Genomic DNA, 24,881 nt, shown 5'->3' with positions numbered 1-24,881 from the left:
GGTCTTATGCATCTGACTTCTAGTTGTTCAGACTCAATTTGAACCGCTAAGAGTTTGCTTGCTGTCGAAAAATTTGAAATTGGGCAAATCATAAAATGAAAACCATACTTAATCCTAAATTCACTTGGGCGCGACCTTGTTTGTGGCTGCTACTGCTTGGTCTGACGATTAGTTTGGCTGGTTGCAGCTCGTCTGCCCCACCGAATCCCGACGGACGAGAGACGATCCGAGGGACGATCAAGCTGAACGGATCACCGCTGGGTGGCATGGCTGGGATTACCTTTGTTCCGGTCGATGGTGGCGACGGAGGTGGCCGTGCCCAGATTAAAGAAGGTAGCTACGAACTTTCCGGTTACGATGGCGTTAAGCCTGGTAAGTACATTGTCCAGATTTTCGCGACGGTCGACTTCGACAAGACCACAGGCGAGATCGGAGACCACACCATGAAGTTTGGCAACGAAATCACCGTCGCCGTCGTGCCGCCAAAGTTCAATGAGGAAAGTAAGATTGAGTTTGAAGTTGTACCAGGCGGAAACAACGTCTTCGACTACGACATTCAGACCGACTACGTTCCCAAGATGCCCAAAGGTGCCAAGGGCAAAGCTGAGGTTCCCATTTAAGAAGCGGCAAAGCATTGCTGATTCAGCAAGAAACAGCCAAGCGAATCTTCGCCCGTGATACCAACTTAGCGGTTTGTGCCACGGGCGTTTTTCGTGAACGACTGGCTGCTTTGCCAAGGGAAGCTGCGGCTAATCTTCTAGTGACTTCTTCCAGAAGCTCATCGCATTGGTCTTGGGATTACCGGGATCGAAACCGTGGCGGAGGTAGAGATTGCGGGCTCGGTTGTCTGCGCGGACCTCAAGCGTCACGCATGTGCAGCCGTATTGCCGGGCCAGGTTGTCGACCGCTTCAAGCAAGGCCGTGCCGACGCCTTGCCCGCGGACTTCCGGCGACACACAAAGATCGTGGATGTTAATCAGCGGCTTGGCCTTAAAGGTGGAGAACCCAAGGTAGCAGACCGCCATGCCGACAAACTTGCCATCAATATCGGCTAGGAGCCCACGAAAGGTATCGATGTGGCTGAGCCGGGGAATCAGGTTTTGACGCACGTGATCGGGAAGCGGCCTGCCGTCCCCCATCGGATCACGGGCATACTCGTCGAGCAAGGCCAGCACCGCATCGGCATGCTGCGGTTTGCTGAGATCAATTGGATGAATCGTTCCCGAGAATGTCTTCGCCATGTTCGCCTCGCATGACACGTTGAATGGAGGGATGCGAGCCGAAAGCTCAACCGAAAAAAGACGTCGTTATTATCGCTCTCTTCTCAATGAAAACTACCCCTGTGTTGCTGCAACAAGGACGTCACCGTTACCAGAAAGCGGAGGTCAACAAGCAAGCACAACGTAGCTTAATCAGTCGTGTTCTGATTGTTATCGAAGTCGAGATCCTTCCACTTCATCGCTCGGCGAGAAGGCTCGATTCGGAGGACGACTTCACCGCCTTGAAAAAGACGCACCGTCCCGTTCGATTCGCTGACGGCGATCGAGATGCCTTTTGTCTTTTTGCTGATCGCGGCGGCGGCCCAGTGCCGGGCCCCTAGGCCCTTACTCAAGGTGACGCTGGCCGAAGTGACGTCGAGCATTCGTCCAGCCGCTTCGACGGTGCCGTCGGCGTTGACAATAATGGCACCATCCAGTTGGGCGATTTCCTTGAGGTTCTCGCGTACGCTACGATCGCTGATGTTGCGTTCTTTTTTGGGATACCCTTTCAGCGGATCGAACCCGGCCGGAGCGCTGTTGGAAAGTACTTTGCGATGGTCGCCCACCACAAAACAGGTACCCACCGGTTTGCCTTCCCGCCCTTCTCGACCGATTTCGACGGCCAGGTCAACGACCATCTTTAGGGTTTCCAGCGGGACACTGGTTTCCAGCTTGCGTAAATCGCGCGAGGTTAAGCGCCCTAGGCGTTCGTCCAGACGAATGAAGCTGATCGTATCGATCCGTTCTTCGTCGAAACCGCTATATAAAGCGACGACCTTGGCCCCGGTAGAAATTTGGTCGTTGGCGACCGCTTCTACCAAAGCGTGCATCAGCTTTTCGAGGATGGGGCTCTCTTCAAGTTCAACCACAACGCCCAGCAAGCCGGTTTCCTCGATGCCGACGAGGAATTCTTCTCGATCTGCGGCAACGATAACCTTGTGCCCTTCTGCGATGGCTTTGAGTTTGTCCCATTCGGGGATGCCATCAATAAAGATCAGGACAGCGTCAGCCTCCGCGACTTCGAGCATTTGAATCGCGAGCTTGAAGAACTCGTTGAACTGACTCGAAAGCTTTTGATATTTCATCCTCGGTGGAGTTTCATTCCCAGAGGTTATTGATGGCTGCGCACGGAATTGAGTGATCCGTCAAACCTGTTTGTTGCAATTGCCTGGGCATCCGAAGATCGCCCTGGCGAGCTTTTTTTTAGCGCAGACGTCAATAATCCGACAGTAACGCGCGTGACGATAATCGTAGGCCAGATCGGCGGGACTGACAAGCGACGCCTGGCCATTTCAACGCCCGGTGAAGGCAATTTTTTACGATTCGTACAAAAGCTTAATCGTGGGACGTTTGCAGGATATCCGAGGTTCGGCTGCCAGGCTTGGTGCCGAACACAATCTGATCGTACAAGACCAGCGCGTGTAGGGCATGTCCCTTGGGGCCGATGCTCCATTCGTGCCGCGGATTGCGTTCCATGATGGTCGTCAGGTAGTTCACCGCTTTGACCATTTTGGGCGAGGTCAGTTCCTCTGGGGGCAACGAAAGGATGAGGAATTCCAAGATGTGCCCGCTCGTTTGCAGGCGACGGTCGATGTCCCGGTCCATGCCGCGTCCCTCGAACCAGTTGGTGCTGAAGCTTCCGTCTGGATTTTGGATGCGGAACGTGTGTTCGTGGTAATCTTGCAGGTACTGATCGGCCCGCTCCCAGATGCCATCCATTGGCAAGCCAGCTTTCTTGCGAGCCGCCACGGCAAAGGCAATTCCGGTCAGGCGATGCGAACCGCCGCATGCCGCTCCCACCACCTTCTGTTGGATTTCTTCTTCCAAAAGGCGTTGCAGACTCCACTCTTGGCCATCTTGCGATATCCAGGTGGCGTCGGCTGGCAAATAGTGACTCAACGAGATCAGCTTGAAGGTCAGTTCCGACTTGGGAACGCAGGTTTCTTTCTCGAATTCGATAATATCTTGGACCGTGAACTTTTGCCCGCCCGCTTGAATTTCAAAGCTGGCCGGGACGTAACTCTGGGCCAGCATGGCCAGGAATTGGCCGTGGTGTCCTTGAACCCGTGGCCCTTGGCGGGGAATTAGGTTGCCGTTTTTCACCTCAAACAAGCGATGACCGCGGCAAGGCTTGTTCCAGCAGATCCAGCCAATCGCATTGACCGGTTGGCGGTACTCTGGGGTGCGAATTTGCGAGTCGACCCCGTATGGCAGGAAGCCGTGCATCGTTTCCCACACGTCGTGCTTGCCAGCATCGGTCATTTGATAGCGATAGTAGTAGTCCAGCACTCGTGAGATGCGGGGTTGCAAGTCTTGCACCTCCTGCGGGAGAGGTGTTTCTGGGATCGGTTTGACTTCGGACTTGGCTGTTTCGGCTTCTTGCGTGTCCGAGTCCTTTTCGGGAGCCGCTTGCTTGGCGTCTTGCGGGCTATCGTTAATCGGTTTGGCGTCTTGAGAGTCCTTCAGCTGAGCAGGCTGCTGCTCTGCTTCTTGCATGGGCTCGAGCGGGGCGGCTTCCAGTTCGATTGCCTTGGCCGGAACTTCAGATTTCTTCTCCGCCGGCTGCTCTGGTTCGTCGGTAGTGACGACTTCCACTCCCTTCTTCGAGGTTGGAGGGGCAGTGTTGAGCGGAGCTTTGGGGACTGCCGCGATGCGGATCATCGGCTCGTCGACACGTGGTGTGGGAGGCTCAAGCTGGGAATCGTACGCCGAATTTAAAATCGGAGCTACGATTACTTCCTGCGCAAGCAAAACCGAGCCAGTAAGTGCTGTCCAACTCCAGAACGCGATTGCGCCGAGGAGGATTTGAGTCCGTCTTTGCATTCGTCTTAATCTTCAGTTCTTAGGCAGCTTGCGGATTGGTCGTTCGGCTGCGTGAGATGCTTGAAATCACGAGAACAGAAACGTGGGGCGAATCGTAAAGGTGGGTAGAACCTCTTGCGCGGAATCGTGGGGTAGGCTGTATCCCGCGTTGTAGGTAAGAGGCTCATGCATTTCCGTTTCTAATCTTCAGTGTATACGGGACGCTACGCTAATAGCAAACGGCATCGCGGTGGGGGATACTGAAGTGAAAGCATCTGGGGGCCAAGTTCTTGTGTAACCGCTTGGGACGAGTCGATCGGTTCAACGTGGGAATCCGTAACTCGAAGAATTTTGATCATCTCCCAGCGGACCCGGACGACCGTAAAAATTGGTCGCCCGCTAAGCGGAAGCAGAGGACTTACCGCAAGAAGCTTGGGATCAGTTGTTCGGCAATCGACGTGGCAGGAGGTTCCGGATTCCCCCCTTGCGCGAATTCTCGCCACTTGGCGGTGTCTCCCTTATAGTCGACCTTGCTGCTTTTGCGGAGAGATTCGATTGCTGCGAATCGCATGGCTGGGTCACGTGCATCAAGTGCCGGGACAAGCGCTGAGTGAGCAGCATCGCTGTTAAACTCGCCAAGCGACTTGGCAGCTGTCAGGCGGACATCATAATCTCGGTCGCGAATCAGCACGTCCCCTAACAAAGCGATCGCTTCTGGGTTTTTCATCGTCCCCATGGCGGTTACCGCTTCGCGGCGGACGAATTCGTCGTTGTCATACAACGAGGACTTCAGCCCGGCAAAAGCTTCCGGCGTGTTCATCTTGGCGAGGGTTCGCACCATGTGGACCCGAATCACCGAGTTCGGCTCGGTGGCTAGATCTTGCGATAGTTTTGTCGATTGGGTGGTTCGTTCAACGCTGGTAAGACTGCCGGCGCGATTGGCCAGGCTGTCCAACGATTGAATCCGCTGGGTGGGGGTAGGTCCGTATTTTGCGAGAACTTCCGCATCGTCTTTATCCCAATAAATTAACGGGTCGACGATCGCGCCATTCGAGGCACATCCGGCGATGCCGAGGATGAAAACGAGGTAAATTCCGCGAAGCGTGGACTTATGGTCCATGAATTCCGTCCAACTTGCTACCACAACGAGACTTTGGCCACTGAAGCGGGCGAACGCTACCAAAAATCGAGACTCGGTTCCAGGCGGATTTAAGTACGATTTTTTTGGTCTTCGATCTCGTCGTTAAAAACTTGCCTAGGAATGTTTTTCCTTCGCCGGAAAAACTGATATGGTAGGGACTTAGCGAGATAAATCTCTACTTTTTCGGCTTCTCAACCGCTGCCCCTAGTAGGCTTTATCGGCAAGATCAAGCTAGTTTGTACGAAACACTTGCGGCGGGGCACGTTTTATTTCTAAGCGATGCCAACTGCTTGCCCCTTGGGTACTTCTCATTTCGGACCTTATTTCAGCCCCACGGAGACCTTCGGTGATCGATCCTCAAGAACATGCCAAGAATCGCGGACTCGTGGAATCGATTCTCCAGTACATACCAGGCTTTTCCGGCTATCTAGCACGCGAGTACCGCCGCGAGAGTGATAGCATGACGCGAAACTACCTGGCCGAGCAGCTACAGAAGTCCAAGAAAGGACTGGACGAGTATGGCCAAACGCTGGTTGGGCTGGGGGCTCTTGATCAATTGCCGATGCTAGAGCGACTGCGGAGCCGGCTCGATATGGCCATCAATCGGTTACGGGCACAGATGCCAGGTTACAGCGGTTTCTTCGACTTCGTTCAAGTCGACGAAGGGGTACTGACGGACCTTTACGAGCACGACTTAGCTTTGGTGCAGCAGGTCGACGCGTTGGCTAACGAGATCCAGGGCTTGGCGACTACTTCTCTGTCGCCCGCCCAGGTTGTGCCGGAATTGATTGCCAAGTTCGATGGCTTGCTGGGCAAGATCGACTACCGCGAGAACATGCTCAAGGGTGTCGCCGCTGGCCCCGAGACGAACTAACGCAATCGTTCAATTGCCCGTTGGCAACGCACGCCAACTAAAAACAGACATCATCGACCACAACGTATTTGTAATAGAAAGAGAGAAACCTGATGAGCCTGCAATTGGAAGTCATTCAGTTCTTCGATAACTCGAATCGCTCCATCGTGCACCGGATGCCGCCGGAAGGCTCGGCCGCCATTAAATATGGGGCCCAGTTGATCGTGCAGCAGAATCAGGAAGCCGTCTTCTTTATGGACGGCAAAGCGATGGACACGTTCGGTCCAGGGCGATACACCCTGCAGACGCAGAACATCCCCATCATTACCAGTATCCTGACCATTCCCTGGGAGAAATCCCCATTTCAGGCCTCGGTTTATTACTTCGGTAAGCAGACCTTTCTTGATCAGAAATGGGGAACACGGCAGCCGATCACCATACGCGATAAAGACTTCGGCATGATCCGCCTGCGGAGCTTCGGTAAGTTTTCGTTCCGCGTGGTCGATGCGCCTTTGATGCTCAATACGATTGTCGGCACTCAGGGCAAGTTCACTACCGATCAGGTCAGCGCCTACCTGAAAGATCAGATCGTTTCGCGCCTGACCGATTTGCTCGGTACCTCGCAAATCAGCATGTTGGATTTGCCGAGCAAGTTCGACGAGATCGCTTCCGGTACCCGTTTTAAGGTGGCCGACGATTTCGCCAAGTATGGCCTGGAACTGGTCGACTTCTTCATCAACGCCATCACGCCTCCGGACGAAGTGCAGAAGGCAATCGATGCCCGCAGCAGCATGGGAGCGATAGGCGACTTGCGAGCGTTTACCATGTATCAAGCGGCCAACAGCATGAGCAAAATGGCTGAAAACGGCGGCGAAGGAGGTGGTGCCGGCGCGATGCAAATGGGAATGGGAGCTGGTTTCGGCATGATGATGCCTGGCATGATGAACGCAGCCATGCAAGGGTATCAACAGCCGGGCACGCCACCCCAAGGTGGCCCTGGCACGCAGCCGATGGGCGCGCCGGTTGGCCCTGCCCCTGTAGCACCAATGGGAGCATCGATGAGCTTCGACGACCTGCAAGGCCCAGTCGCCGCGCCGCAGCAAGCGATGAGCGCCAAGGACATCATCAAGAACGTTTCCCAGGTCAGCAGTTGGCCTTTAACCGAGGGGTCGACCGACGAATGGGTTATCAACGTTCCGGTCAGTGCCTTACGGAAGCAAAACGTGCATGTCACGTTCGGACAGAAGGATGACGACGGGAACGAACTGGTCATCTATCGCAGCTTCTGCGGCCCAGCCAACGAACGCAACGCCATGGCCCTGCTGCGGTATAACACCAAGATGATCCACGGCGCGTTCGCGGTTGAAAAAGGTGACGCCGGAGAAATCATCACGGTGAGAGCCAACCAACTAGCCGACGCCGTCGATCAACTGGAAGTCACCAAAACCCTCACCGCCATCGCCTGGCAGGCCGACAAGGTCGAAGAGAAACTGTTGGGGACAGATAACTATTGAGTGGGTAAGCTCACAAAATAAGTTCGCCTGGAAGCCCACGTTATGGTGGGCTTTTTCATGCGCAGGCGAGTTGTTAGAACGAGCAAAATGTTGTTCTGGGGCAACGGCTACCCTCTTTCGCCCAGCACTTCTGCCAGCAACTTTCTCGGCGTGCCGATATCTAGCACATGCACTTCGCCCACAAACGGCTTGGCGGTCTCTTGCTCGTAGCCTGGTTTGGGCGTGACGAAGGTGGCGGTCAGGTGAGCTTCGATCGTCGGATCGTGAGGCTGGCCAGTGTCGCAGTCAAGTCCGCTCGGGATGTCGATGGCCAGGACGCCGGAGCTGGAGGCATTGATCGCGCCAATGGCCGAGGCAATCGGTTCACGCGGGGCGGAAGTAACGCCGGTCCCTAGCAGCGCGTCGACCACCCAATCGGCCTCACTCAGGGCTGCAGCAAAGTCGGCGGAAAGGGGCTCGTCCGAGCAATCGAGGATTTCGATGCCCGCTGCTTCCACGATACGGAAATTGATCAGAGCGTCTCCCTTGATGCGTTCGCGGGGACAAAACAGAGCTATTTTTACCGCTATTCCGGCCAGGTCGAGGTGACGAGCGATCACATAACCGTCGCCCCCGTTATTGCCGGGGCCACACGCGATAAGGACCTGCTTAGGGGCCTGGGCGATTAGAAGCTCGGCACAGCCGCGCCCGGCGTTTTCCATCAGGATTACACCGGGAATATGGTATTTATCGGCAGCTAATTGGTCGACGGCTCGCGATTGTTCGCGGCTAAGGGGGGGCCTAAAAGTCATAGATGCAGATTCCTGGGGTATGATCTACAATATTGGGTACGTATTTCGACTGTAACCGATTTCCGCCTCAGGTGAAGCAATGCCTTTGTTTGAATACACATGTCAGGGATGCGAATCCCAGTTCGAGTTGTTGGTACGTGGCGAGGAAAAGCCAAAGTGCCCGCAGTGTGGCAGTGTGAAATTGGAAAAAGCCTGGAGCGTCCCGGCAGCACATACCGGCGGACGTTCGAACGACCTACCCGTTTGTGCCCCAGCACCGAGCGGTGGTGGTTGTGGAATGCCCCAGTGTGGCGGCGGCGGTTGTCATCTCGGTTAGTTGTTGGTTGGTTCGTCTCCCCTACCCCATCATGCTGGTCCTGCCCCCTTCGTTGCCCACCTCCTACGATTTAGGTTTTCGCTCATGAACCGATTTGGTGCCATTTACTCGCTGATTGCATTGGGCCTGCTTCTTTCCACAGGCTATGCCGAGAACTGGCCTCAATTTCGTGGCCCACGTGGCGATGGGATAAGCGAGGCTAAGAACGTTCCACTGCATTGGAGCACCAAGGAAAACGTCGCTTGGAAGACGGCTATCCCCGGCAAAGGTTGGTCTTCGCCGGTGATGGTGGAGGACTCGGTCTGGGTAACGACGGCCTTGGTCAACTACCTAACGGAAGAAGAGAAGAACGAGCGTCTGAAAGATTCCACGGAGTTTGCTCGCCGGCAATCGAACCTGGCTTCGTCGATTGAGTTGAAGGCGGTTCAAGTCAACTACGAAACCGGCGAGGTGGTGAACACGATTGACCTGTTTGATGTGGAAGACCCGCTGACCGTCCACTTGACCAATTCGTATGCTTCGCCCACTCCGGTTGCCGAAGGAAAGTACTTGTACTGTTATTTCGGGACGTATGGCGCTTGTTGCATCGATACGGAGACCGGAGAAGTGGTTTGGCGGAACAACGATAACCATCTGGAATACAACGTCGGTCCCGGCAGTTCGCCGGTTTTGATTGACGATTTGCTGGTGCTGACCTGCGATGGTGTTTTCGAGCAGTACATCACGGCCGTCGACAAAAAGACCGGCAAGACCATGTGGAAAACGCCTCGCCCGCCCTTTCGGGCGACCGATGGCGATCAGAAAAAAGCCTACGCGACGCCACTGATAATTGACGTGGAAGGCCAGAAGCAACTGATCATCCCTGGAGCGCAGTGGGTGTGTGCTTATGAACCAGAAACGGGCAAAGAGATCTGGCGAGCCGATCACGGCAGTGGATTCTCGAACGTGCCGCGACCGATTTATCACGACGGCATGGTTTACATTTGCACCGGCTTCATGCGTCCGCAGTTGATGGCCATTCGTACCGGGGGCGAGGGAGATGTTTCCGATTCGCATATCAAATGGACCTTTAGCCGCCAGGTGCCAACCACGCCTTCTCCGATTTTTGTGGATGGAAAAATCTACATGGTCAGCGACCGAGGGGTGGCGACCTGTGTCGATCCGGAAACAGGGCGTGATGTCTGGACAAGCCGTCTGGGAGGAAACTACGCGGCATCTCCGACGTACGCTGACGGTCGGATCTATTTCTGCAGCGAATCAGGCATGACCACGGTAATTAAGCCTGGCGACAAATACGAAGTGCTGGCCGAGAATGATTTAGGCGAACGGATCATGGCTTCGCCCATTTTTCTGAATGGTAATCTGGTCATCCGCACGTCCGAGCACTTGTTTCGGATAACGGAAGCGAAGTAACACGCCTGCGAAAATCCATCAAAAAGAGCTGCCCTCGGAAAAGATCGTTGGGCAGCTTCCGCCTTTCTTTTCAAGATGAAGTCGATTTCATCTCTGTTTCAGCTTGGGCTTAGGGCTGCCTCGTATCCTTCTGGTACACGTTTTTTGAATTGCAAAGAAACTACCAGGAGGGAAGCCATGATCAGTGTTATTTTGCCCGTGCAGATGATCGCGGTGGCCACGGCCGTAATCTTAATAGGGTTGTGCTGGATTTCGACGGAAAGCTACCAAAACGGCGAAGATGTCCAATAGCCTTCGAGGGATCTTCGCCGGATAGTTGATATCGATTTCGTTCGCGCAAGCCTTTTAAGCGACTCCTTAACTGGAATGCACATGCCGTGCTTCGATATCCATGGTCACAGAAAAATGAATGATGTCGCAGTTCTTCTGTTGGGGATCATGCTCTAAGGCTCCACCCATTTCCACGATCTTAAACGCGACTAACTTGCGGTTGGGATGATGATCGTGTCCTGGTTGGGGAGAGGTGAGTTGCTTAATTGCCATTTCGACGGCATCGTCGAAGCTTTTATGGGAATGCCCAATGATGCGAATGATGTCGCTGTGCTCGAAGTGATTCTGGTTTTTCTTTTCTTGTGAAGCGGACATGATTTTTTCCTTAGGGTTTGGGGGTTAGAATTGGCCGCCGAGACAATGCGGCGTGTTGATCGTTCTTTTTCTGTCAATGACGTGATTGTTGCTCAGTAAGGTCTCTTGGCAATCTGCCGACCTGGAAATCGGCGATCTCTTTGTGTGAACAAGAGCTTCCGCAAGATCCGCATGTAGGACACTTCGCAGTTAAACCGTATTAAAAGTTGAGGTTTGATAGCTACGGCCTGAGGCTCGACATCATCTCGCGGATCTCGTTCTCAAGTTGAATCAGATCCGCACCGAAGTGCTTCTGGAACATCTTGATCCGTGCTCCTTCAGGTGGATCATCTAAGGGAGCAATCTGGGAGAGTTCGGTCAGGTACGCGTCGTACTCGTTGGCCATTCGTTTTTGAAGAAAATAAGTCACCGCCCACGCTTGGGCATAGCGATCGAGCGAGGTCGCTGCTTTGCGAAGCGAGTCGTCGTTGCTTAGCAAGTCTGGCAGAAAAGGTTGGCCGCTTTGGGCTGCTTTTTGAAACTGGCCCAGGCGTGGCTTGCTGATCTGCCCGATCCCTCGCCAACCTCGGCTGCTGGAAACGTCTGGCGTTTCGAAAAAGATGGCCAGCCCTTCGCTAAACCACAACGGCACATCCGCGAAACGTTGTTGCACGCCCGAGTTGAACGCAAGTTGGTGGGTCGCTTCGTGGACAACCGTGGCCAGGCTCCACTGAAAGTCAGGACGCGACATTAGCCGCTGGATATCACGGGTTCCCAAATTTCTACGCGAGTTCCCTGCCCCGCCTGTTAAGTCAAACATGACCACGTAGTTGGTGTGCATGCTGTAAAAACCGATCACACTTTTCGCAGCGTCCCCTAGTTCAGCTTGGGCATAATTGGCGAAGCTGTTTTGATTGTCGAATACCAACGCGACGAGTGGTTGGTTTGGCTCATGGATTTTTACGCCCCGCTGCGACCAGTAAGAAGTAAAACCACGATGCAGCCGTTCGAGCATACTGCCGACCCACTGGGCATAAGAACGAGACGTGTTATAGGCGACTAAATAGTGGGCTGTCTCGTAAATCTGAGAGCCCGGCGGCATCTCGGCCAAGACAGAATCGATAAGTTCTTGTTTGGTTTGCAGCTTGAAGGACGCGGTGGTTTTCTGGCGGCTGGTGATCTCTTGTTGTTGGATCGGCCACATCTTACCGTCCGGCGTATGCAGAACGATGCCTGCTTCGTGCGTGGCAATCACCTGGCCGGTTAGGTCGTACTGCTTGCCGTTCCGCTCGAACGAAATTTCGTCGGCGCAAAGTGGCGACGTAACAAGCAGAACAGCCAAAGTTACCAGGATCGGGACAAATCGCATCGAGCTTTCCTCGTCTTGTTCAAGATGCAAGCGGACACTCGCAGTATAGTGCGCCCACCTAACTACGGCAGCGAATCCCCAAAATCGCTACGACGCGTACCACCGGCCAGCGTGCAAATGACGCTGGCCAAGATCGCCACGACCAATAAGTTCATCAGCAAAATGCCTGCCACGTTGTCTTCGCCGCCGAAGTGTAACAGGCCAAAGATTCGCCGAGAAATCGTATCGATTCCTGCCGGCAATACCAAGACCGAGGCCGCCACATCGTTACAAGCCAGGACGAAGCCCATCAGGGCTCCGGCCACGATGGTACTGACGTTGCCCGGCAAAATAACACGGGTCCACGTCCGCCACCAATTGCTACCATCGATCGCGGCCATCTCGCGCAGTTGACGCTGCGAAGCAAACGCGTGCCAGTAATAGAACGTTACGATTGGCAGCGTGATGGTCAAGATTGCCAGCACTGGGGCAAAGATGCTACGGTCGATCAGTGGAGCCAGGCCTGCGAGCCAAGGACGGTTTGTACCCCAAGCAATCGAAAGCCCGACGATAGGGCCTGGCAACGCAAAAAGAGCTGCGCAAAGTAGCGTAACAAACCATGCACCGGCGCGATTGCGCATCGCCAGGTCGCTTAGTAACAGCCCAAGTAAGGTTGTCACCAAGGCGACCGTTCCCCCTATGGCCAGCGTCCACATGAGTTCCGGACGATAGACCACAACGCTGCTGGCAGTCAGACCGATGGCCTTCAGCAAGGACCAGCCACGGATAAAGTCTCCGTTTACCTGGTTGATTGTGATGCCGACTTTGTAAACCAGACCGATAAGCGGCGGTCCGAGTGCGGCAAGGAACAGGAGCCAGACCAGCAGCGACCAGAACCATCGCGGCTTGCCCAGCGGTATCGGGGCAGGACGGCGCGTTTCTGCATCTGGCTCGCGTGGCCGCAGCGTTTCCGCCGACCAAGCGGCAAGCAGAACCAAGCCGACGATCACCAGTACACCAGGAGCGATGGTCAGCCCCGTTTCGCTGGCCGTTTGCCCCAAGGGAATACCAGTAAAGACAACCTCGGCATAGGTTCGCACGTTGCAGACGCTGGCGATACTCATTTCGCCAAAAACGGCAATTACTAACCAGGCGATCGCCACGAGAACCGCATCCCAGCTTCTGCGTAAGGTAACACGTGTGAGCACTGCTAGGGGCGAAATTTCCAACTGGGCGTCATCTTCGAGACTGGCCGGACCTCGCCCAAAAGCAATGCCGGTTAGTAGCACCGCCCAGGGAAACGCCGCCACACAGTGGAGCCAGAGGACGCCAGTCCAACCATCGATCAGGTTGGCGGAAGGATTTAGCGGGTTCGCGATTTCGAGCCAACCTTGGGGGCCGAATAGGTTTCGCCAGCCAGCGATATGAATGTAGACTGGAATAAAGAGCCAAACCACCAGCAACGTTTGCAGGACCGCACGCCCCACGATGTTGGTGCGGAAGATCAGCAAAGCAGTAACAATCGCTAGGGGAAGCGTGCAGGCAACCGTTGCCAAGGCGAACTTAAGCGAATTGGCGGTTAGCGAAATACTAAGAGGATCGCCCCACAGCAGAAGCAGCACGCACAAGACCACCAGCAGCAGCCCAACAGCGGTCATGCCAAGGAAGCGATATCGAGTTGAGCCGGGATACTGATTCACGAGCGCAAAAGAAAAGGAGGCCAGGGTTGTTCCTGGCCTCCAGTGTAATCCGTAAGGATCGCTCGTACGATTAGACCAACTTGGTCTGCCCAGGAACGGCAATCGGGGTTGGGATTTCGACTGGGCCCCAAGCGTAGCTCTTCGGGGTCAGGTCTTCCTTGCTGTTCCAGGCTTCTTCCCAGGTGATCTTCTTACCGGTGTAAGTCGCCATGCGGCCCATGATGGCCATCATGGTGCTCTTGGTCATGTAGTCACCGTTGTTGATGATGTTACCGGAACGCATGCCAGCGTACAGGGCTTTGTGTTCCAGGTCGTACATGTCGCCACCAGGGCCATCGTACTTCCAGTTGTTGGTCCCTTCGACAACACCGGCCAAGATCTTGGCGTTACCCTTGGTACCCATCACAAAGTCTTCCGTCTGGTTGAAGCAGCCAGCCATCTGACGGGTGTAATGGAACACCTTCTGTCCGCCTGGGTATTCGTACATGACGGCGTGGTGATCGAAGATGTTACCGTACTCTTCACCGGTACGAACTTCACGGCCACCCAAGCCGTAAGCCGATGCTGGCGGCTGATCGTCCATGCACCACAGGGCCTTGTCGAGGCTGTGAATCGCTTGCTCGGCGATGTGATCGCCCGACAGCCAAGTGAAGTACAACCAGTTGCGGATTTGGTATTCCATTTCCGACCAATCAGGCTTACGACCGCGATGCCAGAGTGTACCGGCGAGGTAGTTTTCCTGGATCGAAACGATATCGCCAATCGCACCAGACTTGATCTGCTCGACGGTGGCTTGGACCGACGGATGGTAACGCCAGCACAGACCACTGACGATGCTCAGGTTCTTTTGCTTGGCCTTGTTGCAGGTTTCTAGCACTTTGCGGCAACCAGGGGCGTCGATTGCCACAGGCTTTTCGCAGAAGACGTGCTTGCCCGCATCGATGGCGGCTTCCAGGTGAGCTGGGCGGAAGTGTGGTGTGGTACACAGCAGCACGACGTCGACGTCGGTCGCCATGACGTCTTTGTAAGCGTCGAAACCACTGAAGCAATTATCGTCCGGTACTTCAAAGCGATCGCCCAACTGTCGGCTAAGAATTCGCTTGGATGCTTCTACCTTGTCTGGAAAGATGTCGGCCAGAACCGTGATCTTGAGGTTCTCGTCCCCCTTCGTCGCGTTCACGGCGGCACCGTTACCACGCCCGCCACAGCCGATGAGGGCAACCTTCAACGTATCGCTACCAGCGGCGTGGGCACTTTGCGAAAGACTTAAGCTACCAACGGCGGCGGCAGTTCCTAACGCAGCAGATCCTTTGAGGAAGCTGCGTCTTTCGATACTCGATGGTGAGGCGGGTTTTGTCTTGTCAGACATGCTGATTCCTTAAAAACGATAAAGGTGGGATATACCGGGATATGTTCGAGGCAGATGAGGGATTTTAGTCGAATTGTAGCTACTTCGAGAGTTGATTGCAACAAAATCAGACTATTCGGAGGGGTTAGGTGAATTTCAAGAAAAATTGCAAACTGAAGTTAGATGATATTGGCTTGGGTGGGGGTTAGCGAGGGTTTTCCCGCTTCGAGATCCGATCGCGGAGCTTGGCGGCCTGTTCGTAACGCTCGTTGGCAACGGCATCGGCCAATTGTTCGTTTAACGTTTGACCGACTTCAAATTGCTCGCGCAGTGTTTCACGGAGTTCAATCAGTCGAACGTGAAGCTCATCTTCTTCGAAGTCGCTTTCCGGATCGTAATCTTGGTAAGCGGCTCGCAATTGTTCCACGCCCATGGTCAATTCTTCAATGGCGTGCTCTGGCGTGTGCTTTTCCAGTTCGATTAAAGCCTTGGCTTGAATGCGATGGAACATTACAAAGGGACGAAAATGTTCGTGGCTATCGATCCATTCTTCGTCGATGGAATGCTCTCGGCAAACATCCATTAAGGCCAGGGTATGGTCGGCATCGCGGACAGCTCGATCGTACTCGCGCAGCGCTAACCAGCAGATACGACGATGATAAAGCTGCACGAATTCCCGGTCGATTTCCAGGCAATCGTCGTCAGTCAGCATAATCGAAGCGTCGGCGACGTACTGAGCTTGAAGGTATTCCAAGTAGGAATTGAAGCCAAACGGCTTCTCGCCATCGGGACGTCCCGAGGTTTCCATTTGGAGTAGCCCCATCTCAATCCGCATTTGGAGGACATCTCGTCCGTCTGCAGCGGTTACCAGCCGGGCCGCGAGCCTGCCAGGCTCGAACGTCCAGGTTTTCAGAATATGGTCGATGTCTTCGTGCTGGTCTTCGGAGGCCATAGAATCCGTGCAAAATAAAGCAATTCGCGTCGTTCAATCAGATTATAGGCCATCCTCTCGCTGGGGAAAGGACGTAGCAATTCGAGAAGTGACTCTGAAGAGGGGTGAGTCCTAGTCGTCGCGCGAGATATTTTTCGAGGAACGCCGTTGGCTTTTTCGTTCGCTCCGCTGGCGTTTCTTTTCCGCATTGCGGCGGACCGACCCTAGTGACGGTTTGGTGGGAACTCGGACTTTGGGCCGCTTGGCAGAAATGGTGAGCATTTGTTTCAGCTTCGCCAGACAGGCTTCCATATTGCTACGCTGCTCGCGGCTCTCTTCGCTGCTGATTACGAGAAAGCCCTCTTTATTAATGCGTGCCCCCCAATGCTTTTCGAAACGCTGCTTAATTGCTGGGCCAATCGCTTCGGTTTGGCGTACGTCCCATTTCAGAATCGCCTTGGTATTGGTCTTGTTCACATGCTGTCCACCAGGCCCCCCTGAGCGCGCGTACGAGAATTGCAGCTCGCTCCAAGGGATTTGAATCGAATGGTTGATGACAAACGTGGACATGCTTAGGGAACAACCGCCAGACGGCTTGGTTTGCTATTTTGGATTGAAGTACGACGTTCGCTATACTGCCAGGATAAGAAGAATACCCGCCTCGCACTACCTACCGTAAATCTCAGGACTACTTCATGCCGACTTGGGTTCACTCACTTGTTTGGGGAATCGCTGTAATTTTCCCGCTGTTCACGGGGCTCTCTCCCGTTTTCGCAGAAGATTGGCCCACGTTCCTGGGTCCACGTCACAACAGCACTTCTTTGGAAACGGGGCTTTTGCAGCAATGGCCGCAAGGTGGTCCTAAGGTTTTATGGCAGCGTAAGCTGGGGACTGGCTACGGTATTGGTTCGATCAGCGACGGAAAATTCTTTCAGTTCGATCGCTACGGCAATACCAATCGCTTGGTTGTGCTGAACGCAAAGACCGGCCAAGAGCTTTGGACCTACGAGTACCCCACTCAATACGATGACTATCTCGGCTATAACAACGGGCCTCGCTGTAGCCCAATTATCGACGGAGATCGGGTTTATCTTTATGGGGCCGAAGGAGAGTTGCACTGTGTGAGTATTCCAGAGAAGAAATTGCTGTGGAAGCGAAATTTGTCGCTGGAATACATGGTGGTCCCCAATTTTTTTGGCGTGGGTAGCAGCCCGGTCATCTTTGAAGATAAGTTGCTGGTGATGGTCGGGGGCAGTCCTGAAGAGTTCAAGGGGCTGGGCCCGTATGATATTAGCCGTGTCGACGGCAACGGCAGCGGTATCGTCGCTCTCGACAAACTAACCGGCAAAGAGGTCTATAAAATCTCGGACGAACTGGCCAGCTATGCCAGCTTAACCTTAGCTGAAATCGACGGTCGCCCCTGGTGCTTCGCGTTTCTGCGAGGCGGCTTGTTAGGATTTGATCCGCGCGATGGCAAGATCGACTTTCATTATCCTTGGCGAGCCAAAAAGCTAGAAAGCGTCAACGCCAGCACGCCGGTAGTGGTGGGTGACGAAGTCTTTATCTCGGAGTGTTACGCCGTTGGCAGTACGCTGTTAAAAGTGAAACCAGGTGGGTACGAAGTGGTGTGGAAAGATGAATTTCGTAGCCGCGATCACGTCATGGAAACACACTGGAATACGGCCGTCTATCAAGATGGTTTCTTGTACGGGAGCAGCGGACGTCATCCGCATCAGGCCGAACTGCGGTGCATTGAATGGACGACGGGCCAAGTCATGTGGAAGAAGCCTGGCTTGGCGCGCTGCTCGTTGTTGGCGGCCGATAAGAACTTGATTTGCCTGAGCGAGTATGGCCCGTTGATGCTGATTCGGACAAGTCCCCAGGCGTTTCAATTAGTCTCGGAAGTGACACTGAAAAATGACAACGGGCAAGAGCTAATAAAAGCACCGGCCTGGTCAGCGCCGATTCTCTCGGACGGGCGCCTCTACGTGCGAGGAGATGATCGCTTGGTTTGCTTGGAATTATCGGCGGAAAGAGAGTAAGCATCGCAGCGTCCTCTCTCGCAGGCCGCACGCGATGCATTAGTGGCACTTCATCGCTTGCAAGTAGCCGACGCTATGCGAGAGGACTTCGTCGTATTCCAGCTTTTGCACGTCTCGACCCATCAGTTCGATATCGAATGGGCCGCAGTAGCCAAGTTGGATCAGCTTGGAAATCGTTTCGTCGAGTGCCAAGTGCCCGTTACCTAAGAGGCAGCGGTTGGGTTCTTCCTGCGGTTCGCAGCAGCGATCGCCAACTTGGACCAACGCCAGGTAAGGGATCAATAGATGCAAGTTGTCGAGCACATCCGGCTGATCGCCAAATTCGTATAAGTCGAGCACTAGCTTGAAACGAGGCGAATCGATCAAATCGATCAACTGTAAAGCATCGGTCATGCGGCGAATGAGAGTCCAGGCACAACCGTACTTGTGACGGATCGGCTTGATCGCCAAAGTCACATCGTGGGCTTCGGCATAAGGAATCAACTCGCTCAACGCTCCGGAGAAAAGTCGTTGAGCATGCTTGCTGATATGGCCACCTCGCGCCCCACTGTAAACGATCAAACAACCAGCATCTAATTCGTGTGCCAGGTCGACCGCATGCCGGGCATCTTCGAGGGCGTCTTTGAAGTTGCGGCCATCGCTGCCGGTAAATCCTCCGGCCCAGCTAAGGGCAGAGACTTCCAGTTCTAACTCTTCTAAGAGGATTGCTCCCTTGGCTTCACCGTAGTCATGAATCTTGTCTCGCCAGACATGAATTGCAGAGAGGCCCGCTTCGCGGTATCGAAAGCAGTCTTGTTCAAATGACCAACGTAGCGTGGTCATTTGATTCATCGAGAACTTGGCCATCCGTGTGACACTCGTGAGATAAGATGCGACTCGAAACTACCGCGTGTCCCCGGGCGGCAGTACAAAAGTGAAGCCAAGTATAGGTAGGAAGGATGTTTTGTAAACGACTTGACGAACGAGTTTTCCTTCTTCATTTAAAGATGGTGTCGCTGTCTGCCGAAGTGGTAGGCAAAACGCGTGCTAGCGTGACCTGGCAGCGCAAAAAAAAGCGTGCGGTGTTGCTCCATTACGGTAGCCCGCACGCCGAAAGTTTGCTCGTGGTTGGCTGCTATTGCAAATCCCAGGCATCAAGATACTCGACCGACTTCAGTTCCATGTTGAAGTCCTTGAGCAGGCGTTTGTGCATGTCCTCTAAATGGCCAGCACCATAGAAGACGGCGATATTGGCTTTGCCGTTTTTGATCTCCCGGTCCATCACCTCGAACGCTTTGGCGTTACGCTGGCTGATGATCGTCGAACCGTTTTTGCCTTCGATGGCTCGCATTTGTTTGTCCAAGTCAGCAATCTGCGAGGCAAACACCCGGCGGAGCTTCTTGGCCCGGTCTTGGGAAAAGAGAGCCATCATGATCGCGGCATCGGTTGACCCGCCTTTCGATTGCTGCACAATTCCCTGCCCCATGGCCCGGGCGAACATTGCCAGAACGCTATCACCACGCTCTTCCATGTCTTGGACAAACTCATCAGGTGACATATCCGCATGGATGAAGTTTTCTGGCGAGTAGTCGATCTTCTCTAGCTGGAACTCCAGGTCCAGCATGTCTTTCATACCGGTTTGCATGCTGCTAAGAGGACTGCTGTGGCCGGCACCCCCAGCGGGAACGCGGGTTCCTTCCGGGGCGACCAATTCATACATCACGGCGTCGTAGTTTTTAAAGCGTTTGTTCAGTTCCTGATAGTAAGCGTCTTCGCCCACATGAACGGCACCAATCAGATCGATTTTCAGTTTGCCGCCGTCTTTGGATTGATAGTGGGCAATCGCGGTTTGCAGCGAGGTTGGTTTCCCGCTGGCATTATTCTTAACCCGCACGAAATCTGGCCCTTCGCTCTTTTCTTCTGCTTGAGCTTGTCCGCCAGACGCTAGCAGAATTGACAGAACCAGCATCCATAAGCGGCGATCCGCTAACGGGCGGAGGGAATTTAGAAGGGAGCGAACAGACATATCGTGGATTCCTTAGCAAATGCTAGCGAAATAAGAGCCTAATTATCTTACTCGAAATATACGCGGAACGATTCAGTCGGGGCAAATGAAATCATTTTGAGCAGAGATTCGGCGGATTTAGGAGGTTTTGGGGGAATGGGTTGATAGGTTTTACGGATTAGTCCGAATTTTCGGCAGAGTTTGCCAAACTGGTTCAATTCGTACTCCCAGACGTTCCGATACAAACGGCAACGCAGGAACTTTCGCCATCGTTACGGTGGCGTCGTCCATACCATTACCGTGGAAGTCACAAGGTAGAAGTGGACCATGTTGATTTATCGTAAAGCACTGTGGACTCTGGTGATCGTGGCCAATTTGGCGGCTGCTTCCAGCGTGCAGGCACAGTACGACACCGTGTACCCCGCCGCGATGCAACCGTTTACGGACGTGAATCTGGAAAACTATGATTTCCAGTGGTTCGCCCCCCCGATTACCGAGCAATACGGCCAGGACACAATTGATCCGAACAACGGGATTTTCTTTGAATATCACCGACTGTTCATGAACGTGAGCCGTGGGCACAGCGCCCCGGGTGGTTTCAATGGGGATGCCACTTACGGCAATCGCGTCGACTTCGGTTTCATGACCGAGGAAAACAATGGCTGGTTGTTCAGCGGTTGGCGACTGGACGGCCCCTCGTACGATTTAGTAAATCGTGGCGACTTGAACAGCTTTGAAGGCAACCGTGTTTGGCGCCTGCCCCAGTTCTATGAAGGATTCTGGATGGAGCCCATGGTCGGTCTGCGATTCACGCAGTTCAACGACAAGACCAACCCATTCATCTTCATGCAGAACAATATGCTGCTAGGACAGGTGGGTACTCGGGTCTTCTCGCACCGCGGCCAGTGGACTTTGAAGAGTGAGTTGCGAGCGTTCGCAGGTAACAACTGGGTTTACCGTGGCGACATCGGCGACTACTCGAACGCAGTGGTCGGTGGCGAGTTCGCCCTGGGGGCTGCTTATCACCTGACCCGAGAGATTTCGCTCGACGTCTCTTGGAACACGCTGTACTTCGGCAAGGGTATGGGACGCGATGCGATCGCCATCTTCGACAGCCAGGAAATGGCCGTTACCGGGGTTGCGTTTGGTTTTACCTTGAACCGATAGTCTCTGCGATTTCCACGGAATCAACGACAAAAGCCTCGTCCACTGAGACGAGGCTTTTTTTATGCGCTTGCGTAAAGCGAATAGCGTGAGAGAAAGTCGAATCGACTAACCAGCGCTGGCGTGATTTTCTCGTTGCAGCTTCGACCACAAGGCCGCCAACTTGTTGATCGTTTGGCGGATCTGATCTTTGGTGTGGTGCGCGTTGACAAACAACCGCAAGCGAGCAGCCGATTCTTCGACCGCCGGATAAGTGAGCGGACGCGCGTTGACGCCATCGGCCAGAAGCTTCTGGGCCAAGATCATGGTCATCATCGAATCGCCCACAATGATCGGTACGATCGGCGAAAGTTGGCTGCTCCCGATATTCAAGCCAGCTTTCTTAGCCAGGTCGCGCACTAAGTCGGAGTTTTGCTGTAGCTTGGCGATCCAATTCGGGTTTGCTTCAATCAACTTCAGCGCCGCCAAAGCCGCTGCGGTGGACGAGGGAGCCAAGCCAGCACTGTAAACGAAACCAGAAGCGGTGTGCTTTAAATAGTCGATCAGTTCGTGGCTGCCAGCGACAAAGCCGCCGTTCGAGCCCAATGCTTTGCTGAGCGTGCCGATCCAAATGTCGACTTCACTGGGATCGACCCCAAAGTGTTCACGGACGCCCCGCCCTGTTGGGCCAAGCGTACCGAGGGAATGAGCTTCGTTGATCATCAACCAGGTTTTGTGTCGATTACGAATCTCGACCAATTCCGGCAAGGGGCAGATATCCCCTTCCATGCCGTAAACACCTTCCGCAACGATCAACACGCGGCGATAGTCTTTACGGATATCGTGTAAAATCTCGTCTAGCTCGCGCCAATCGTTGTGCGGATAAGGCCGCCGCCGAGCGCCGGAAAGATTGGCCCCGGTGATAATACTGCTGTGGGCCAGCGAATCGTGCAGGATTAAATCCCCCGTTCGCAGCAAGTGCCCAATCGTCGTTTCGTTGGCTGCATGCCCGCCAGACATCAGCATCGCACTATCGACGCCGAGAAACTGGGCGAGTTCTCCTTCCAGTTGACGATGAATCTGGCGTTCGCCAGAGATTAAACGGCTGCCGCTGGTGCTGGTGCCTTGTTGCGTAATCGCGTCAATCGCAGCTTGTTTGACTTCTTCCTGTTCGGCCAAGCCTAGATAGTTGTAGCCCGCGAAGTTGATGACTTCTTTGCCTTCAACCGAAGCGGTGGCCGAGGTGGGGCCATCCAAGACTTGGAAGTACGGATTGGGCAGACCAAGTTCGCCCAGTTGATCGGCGAATTGCCGCACCTGACGGTACTCGGGCAAGGCCGAGAAACCGAACATCTCTTGCGGGATCTCGCTAGGCACGCTGGGACGTAGGTCGTCTGTTGCCAAGTAGATTTCAATGCTGTCGGCCACTTGGGCGACCGTTCGCATGGAAGGCAAGATGTCGTCAGGGAAACGTGCCCCGTACAAATCTTCAATGGAAGCAATGATCTCCATCCGTTCGAGCGAATCGAGATCGAGTTCCAAAATATCGGTTTCTGGCTCAATGTGCCGGGCTCGATCGCGGGCGATTTCGCGAATCTTGTCGATCACGAGCTGTACGGTCCGTTGCCGCACAAGCGGGTCGGAAACGGCTAGACCTTCGGCATCGGCTCGGGCTGCTTCCAGTTGGGCACGACGAAGCTTAACGCGTTGGATCTCTTCGGAAACTTGAACTTCGTCCCACGCAACCCAGCGTTCTAAAACGGGCAGCGTATGGGTGAGGAAATGTTCCTTGCACGCGTGTCGCTGGATCTTTCCACTGGATGTCTTGGGGATCGAGCCGCGTCGAATCAGGGCCACTCCGTCGACCGATATTTCATGCTCGATCGCAACTTCGCGGCGAATCGTGGCGATGATATCGGTCAGGTCTTTCCGTTTGGCACGCGGTGCTTCGGCGACGATGATCAAGCGTTCTCGATCGGCGACTTCCGCCATGACGGCCGCAGCGGTCATCCCTTCCATCAAGTCGTGGCATTGGGTGACGGTTTGTTCGATGTCTTGCGGGTAGCGATTAACGCCCCGCACAATGATCATGTCTTTCAAACGCCCGGTAATGAATAACTCGCCGTTGTTCATAAAACCAAGGTCGCCCGTTCGGAGGAAAGGCCCTTCGTTGGTGTCGGACGTATAGGCTTTGAAGATCGTCTCGGTCGCTTCTTCGTTTCGCCAGTAACCTTTGGCGATACTAGGGCCGCAAACCCAAACTTCGCCGACTTCGTCTGGTTGTTTCCGCTCGAACGTGTCTGGGTCGACGATCAAGATTCGTTGGTCGGGGAGCGTATTGCCACAGCCAACAATCACGCGAGCACCGTCGTCATCGGGATCGGCGTCGACGACTTGGTGTTGGTCGAGCGAGTAGCCATCCACCGCTTGAATGACCGGCGGGCTTTTTTTCATGCCGCCAGAGATGATGAGCGTGGCTTCGGCCATGCCGTAACAAGGGTAAAACGCCTCGCGACGGAAACCGCAGGGTTCAAATGTCTTGGCAAACCGATCGAGCGTTTCCGGGCGGACAGGTTCGGCACCGTTAAATGCCAATTCCCAACTGCTGAGATCGAGCTTCTCACGTTGTTCTGGCGTGATCTTCTGCACGCACAACTCGTAAGCAAAGTTCGGCCCCCCGCTGATATTGCATTGGTATTTCGAGATCGCACGCAGCCAGCGATACGGCTGCTGCAAAAAGGCCATCGGCGACATCAAGACGTTGGGCTGACCAATTTGCATTGGCTGAAGCACGCCACCGATGAGCCCCATGTCGTGGTACATCGGCAACCAGAAACAGGCCCGCACGCTACGGGTATGCTCGAAGGCATACGAAATGAGGGCCGAGTTATGCATCATGTTGCCGTGCGAGAGCATCACTCCCTTCGGCGTGCCGGTCGAACCGGACGTGTACTGCAGAAAGGCCATGGTCTCGGCCGTCAGGCGTGGCTGATCCCACTTGGCTGCCAGCTTGTCTTCCACCTGATCGATGCGAATCCAATCGATGGTTTTCAGGCCGGGCGTTTCTTCAAGCATGGGGACCATGCGTTCGTAAACTTCGGCAGTGGTCAGCGCGACCTTGGCCTGGGCATCGTCTGCGATGGCCTGGATGCGGACCATGTTGCGATTGCGGCGCGGAGGATAAGCGGGCACCGCCACTACACCGGCGTACAAGCAACCGAAGAAGGCCGCGATGAAGTCGAGCCCTGGCGGGAAAAGCAGAAGCGCGCGTTCCCCTTCCATACCACGAGCTTGAAGCTCGGCGGCGATTGCCTGGCAACGACGATCGAGTTGCTCGTAGGTGAGCTTGATCTCTTCGTCTTCACCATCAACCAGAAAAGTGAAAGCGACCTGTGATCCCAGATGCTCGGCACGATGACGCAAACGATCAACGATGTTCGTGGAAGGAGGGGTAAACGAATTGAGCATCTCTGGAGTCACGAGCTTTTCAATCTCCGATTAGGCAAATCGCAATGAGTTCGACTGCGCGATAAGAGGCCGATGGATTACGGTTTTCCCGCACGTATTTAGCGGCAACGCGGGAAATCGACACATATTAAGGAGAGCGGCAACAACAACTGCGCCACTTCCTAGCAGAGGTCGAATCGGTGGACAAGGATTCAAACGGATAGC

At 54.3% G+C, this 24,881-nt stretch carries 21 protein-coding genes; 7 read left to right on the top strand and 14 right to left on the bottom strand.

The window, feature by feature from the left end:
• Window positions 1-95 precede the first annotated feature (95 nt).
• Complete coding sequence (locus DTL42_RS20405; RefSeq protein WP_114371532.1) at window positions 96-620, top strand: hypothetical protein; 525 nt, start codon at window positions 96-98, stop codon at window positions 618-620.
• Window positions 621-749: 129 nt separating this feature from the next.
• Here DTL42_RS20405 and DTL42_RS20400 read toward each other — a convergent pair whose 3' ends face one another.
• The 4 genes from DTL42_RS20400 to DTL42_RS20385 all read right to left on the bottom strand — a co-directional run bounded on the left by DTL42_RS20400 (window position 750) and on the right by DTL42_RS20385 (window position 5,181).
• A complete protein-coding gene (locus DTL42_RS20400; protein WP_114371530.1) occupies window positions 750-1,241 on the bottom strand; it encodes a GNAT family N-acetyltransferase in 492 nt (163 codons plus the stop codon).
• Window positions 1,242-1,408: 167 nt separating this feature from the next.
• Window positions 1,409-2,344: a DNA integrity scanning protein DisA nucleotide-binding domain protein gene (locus DTL42_RS20395; protein ID WP_114371528.1), complete on the bottom strand. Its 936-nt coding sequence runs from the start codon at window positions 2,342-2,344 to the stop codon at window positions 1,409-1,411.
• Window positions 2,345-2,594: 250 nt separating this feature from the next.
• Window positions 2,595-4,082, bottom strand: a complete 1,488-nt coding sequence (locus tag DTL42_RS20390; RefSeq protein ID WP_114371526.1) for a hypothetical protein — start codon at window positions 4,080-4,082, stop codon at window positions 2,595-2,597.
• Between the two features lie 397 nt (window positions 4,083-4,479).
• A complete protein-coding gene (locus tag DTL42_RS20385; RefSeq protein ID WP_114371524.1) occupies window positions 4,480-5,181 on the bottom strand; it encodes a HEAT repeat domain-containing protein in 702 nt (233 codons plus the stop codon).
• 367 nt (window positions 5,182-5,548) lie between these two features.
• On the opposite strand from DTL42_RS20385, the gene DTL42_RS20380 reads away from it, so the two are divergent.
• On the top strand, window positions 5,549-6,076 hold the full coding sequence (locus tag DTL42_RS20380) for a hypothetical protein (RefSeq protein ID WP_114371522.1): 528 nt from the start codon (window positions 5,549-5,551) through the stop codon (window positions 6,074-6,076).
• Window positions 6,077-6,168: 92 nt separating this feature from the next.
• Window positions 6,169-7,569 carry an SPFH domain-containing protein gene (locus tag DTL42_RS20375; RefSeq protein ID WP_114371519.1) on the top strand — a complete coding sequence of 467 codons (1,401 nt, stop codon included), beginning with the start codon at window positions 6,169-6,171 and terminating at the stop codon, window positions 7,567-7,569.
• 107 nt (window positions 7,570-7,676) lie between these two features.
• Here DTL42_RS20375 and DTL42_RS20370 read toward each other — a convergent pair whose 3' ends face one another.
• Entirely contained in the window at window positions 7,677-8,360 is a 684-nt protein-coding gene (locus DTL42_RS20370) for an NAD(P)H-hydrate epimerase (protein ID WP_114371516.1), read from the bottom strand.
• A 79-nt stretch (window positions 8,361-8,439) separates the two neighbouring features.
• Here DTL42_RS20370 and DTL42_RS20365 point away from each other — a divergent pair, with 79 nt between their 5' ends.
• Together DTL42_RS20365 and DTL42_RS20360 are read left to right on the top strand one after the other, a co-directional pair.
• Window positions 8,440-8,676 (top strand): FmdB family zinc ribbon protein, encoded by a 237-nt coding sequence (locus DTL42_RS20365; RefSeq protein WP_114371512.1) that lies wholly within the window; start codon window positions 8,440-8,442, stop codon window positions 8,674-8,676.
• A gap of 84 nt (window positions 8,677-8,760) precedes the next feature.
• Window positions 8,761-10,089, top strand: a complete 1,329-nt coding sequence (locus tag DTL42_RS20360) for a PQQ-binding-like beta-propeller repeat protein (protein WP_114371509.1) — start codon at window positions 8,761-8,763, stop codon at window positions 10,087-10,089.
• 357 nt (window positions 10,090-10,446) lie between these two features.
• Here the strand turns inward: DTL42_RS20360 and DTL42_RS20355 are convergent, their stop codons facing one another.
• From DTL42_RS20355 to arfB, 6 genes are all read right to left on the bottom strand, one after another.
• Window positions 10,447-10,734 carry a hypothetical protein gene (locus DTL42_RS20355; RefSeq protein WP_114371506.1) on the bottom strand — a complete coding sequence of 96 codons (288 nt, stop codon included), beginning with the start codon at window positions 10,732-10,734 and terminating at the stop codon, window positions 10,447-10,449.
• Window positions 10,735-10,954: 220 nt separating this feature from the next.
• Window positions 10,955-12,082 carry a DUF1570 domain-containing protein gene (locus DTL42_RS20350; RefSeq protein WP_114371503.1) on the bottom strand — a complete coding sequence of 376 codons (1,128 nt, stop codon included), beginning with the start codon at window positions 12,080-12,082 and terminating at the stop codon, window positions 10,955-10,957.
• Window positions 12,083-12,144: 62 nt separating this feature from the next.
• On the bottom strand, window positions 12,145-13,719 hold the full coding sequence (locus DTL42_RS20345) for an ABC transporter permease (RefSeq protein ID WP_114371500.1): 1,575 nt from the start codon (window positions 13,717-13,719) through the stop codon (window positions 12,145-12,147).
• 112 nt (window positions 13,720-13,831) lie between these two features.
• Window positions 13,832-15,130, bottom strand: coding sequence for a Gfo/Idh/MocA family oxidoreductase (locus DTL42_RS20340; protein ID WP_114371497.1), 1,299 nt, complete (start codon window positions 15,128-15,130; stop codon window positions 13,832-13,834).
• Between the two features lie 184 nt (window positions 15,131-15,314).
• The gene (locus DTL42_RS20335; RefSeq protein ID WP_114371494.1) at window positions 15,315-16,061 is read right to left on the bottom strand and encodes a UvrB/UvrC motif-containing protein; all 747 of its coding nucleotides are present in this window, start codon (window positions 16,059-16,061) and stop codon (window positions 15,315-15,317) included.
• A 111-nt stretch (window positions 16,062-16,172) separates the two neighbouring features.
• A complete protein-coding gene (arfB, locus tag DTL42_RS20330) occupies window positions 16,173-16,610 on the bottom strand; it encodes an alternative ribosome rescue aminoacyl-tRNA hydrolase ArfB (protein WP_114371492.1) in 438 nt (145 codons plus the stop codon).
• 125 nt (window positions 16,611-16,735) lie between these two features.
• Between arfB and DTL42_RS20325 the strand changes: the two genes are divergently transcribed.
• Window positions 16,736-18,082 carry a PQQ-binding-like beta-propeller repeat protein gene (locus DTL42_RS20325; RefSeq protein WP_114371490.1) on the top strand — a complete coding sequence of 449 codons (1,347 nt, stop codon included), beginning with the start codon at window positions 16,736-16,738 and terminating at the stop codon, window positions 18,080-18,082.
• 39 nt (window positions 18,083-18,121) lie between these two features.
• Here the strand turns inward: DTL42_RS20325 and DTL42_RS20320 are convergent, their stop codons facing one another.
• Together DTL42_RS20320 and DTL42_RS20315 are read right to left on the bottom strand one after the other, a co-directional pair.
• Entirely contained in the window at window positions 18,122-18,928 is an 807-nt protein-coding gene (locus tag DTL42_RS20320) for a sugar phosphate isomerase/epimerase family protein (protein WP_114371488.1), read from the bottom strand.
• Window positions 18,929-19,196: 268 nt separating this feature from the next.
• Window positions 19,197-20,087, bottom strand: coding sequence for a hypothetical protein (locus DTL42_RS20315; RefSeq protein ID WP_114371486.1), 891 nt, complete (start codon window positions 20,085-20,087; stop codon window positions 19,197-19,199).
• 306 nt (window positions 20,088-20,393) lie between these two features.
• Between DTL42_RS20315 and DTL42_RS20310 the strand changes: the two genes are divergently transcribed.
• The gene (locus DTL42_RS20310; RefSeq protein WP_114371484.1) at window positions 20,394-21,233 is read left to right on the top strand and encodes a hypothetical protein; all 840 of its coding nucleotides are present in this window, start codon (window positions 20,394-20,396) and stop codon (window positions 21,231-21,233) included.
• Window positions 21,234-21,338: 105 nt separating this feature from the next.
• On the opposite strand, the gene DTL42_RS20305 is transcribed toward DTL42_RS20310, so the two are convergent.
• Window positions 21,339-24,689, bottom strand: coding sequence for an aminotransferase class I/II-fold pyridoxal phosphate-dependent enzyme (locus DTL42_RS20305; RefSeq protein ID WP_234824283.1), 3,351 nt, complete (start codon window positions 24,687-24,689; stop codon window positions 21,339-21,341).
• Window positions 24,690-24,881: the final 192 nt, after the last annotated feature.

This window comes from Bremerella cremea (assembly GCF_003335505.1).
Lineage (GTDB): Bacteria > Planctomycetota > Planctomycetia > Pirellulales > Pirellulaceae > Bremerella > Bremerella cremea_A.
The sequence above is the reverse complement of the archived record's forward strand: the minus strand, read 5'-3'. Positions and strand labels throughout refer to the sequence as shown.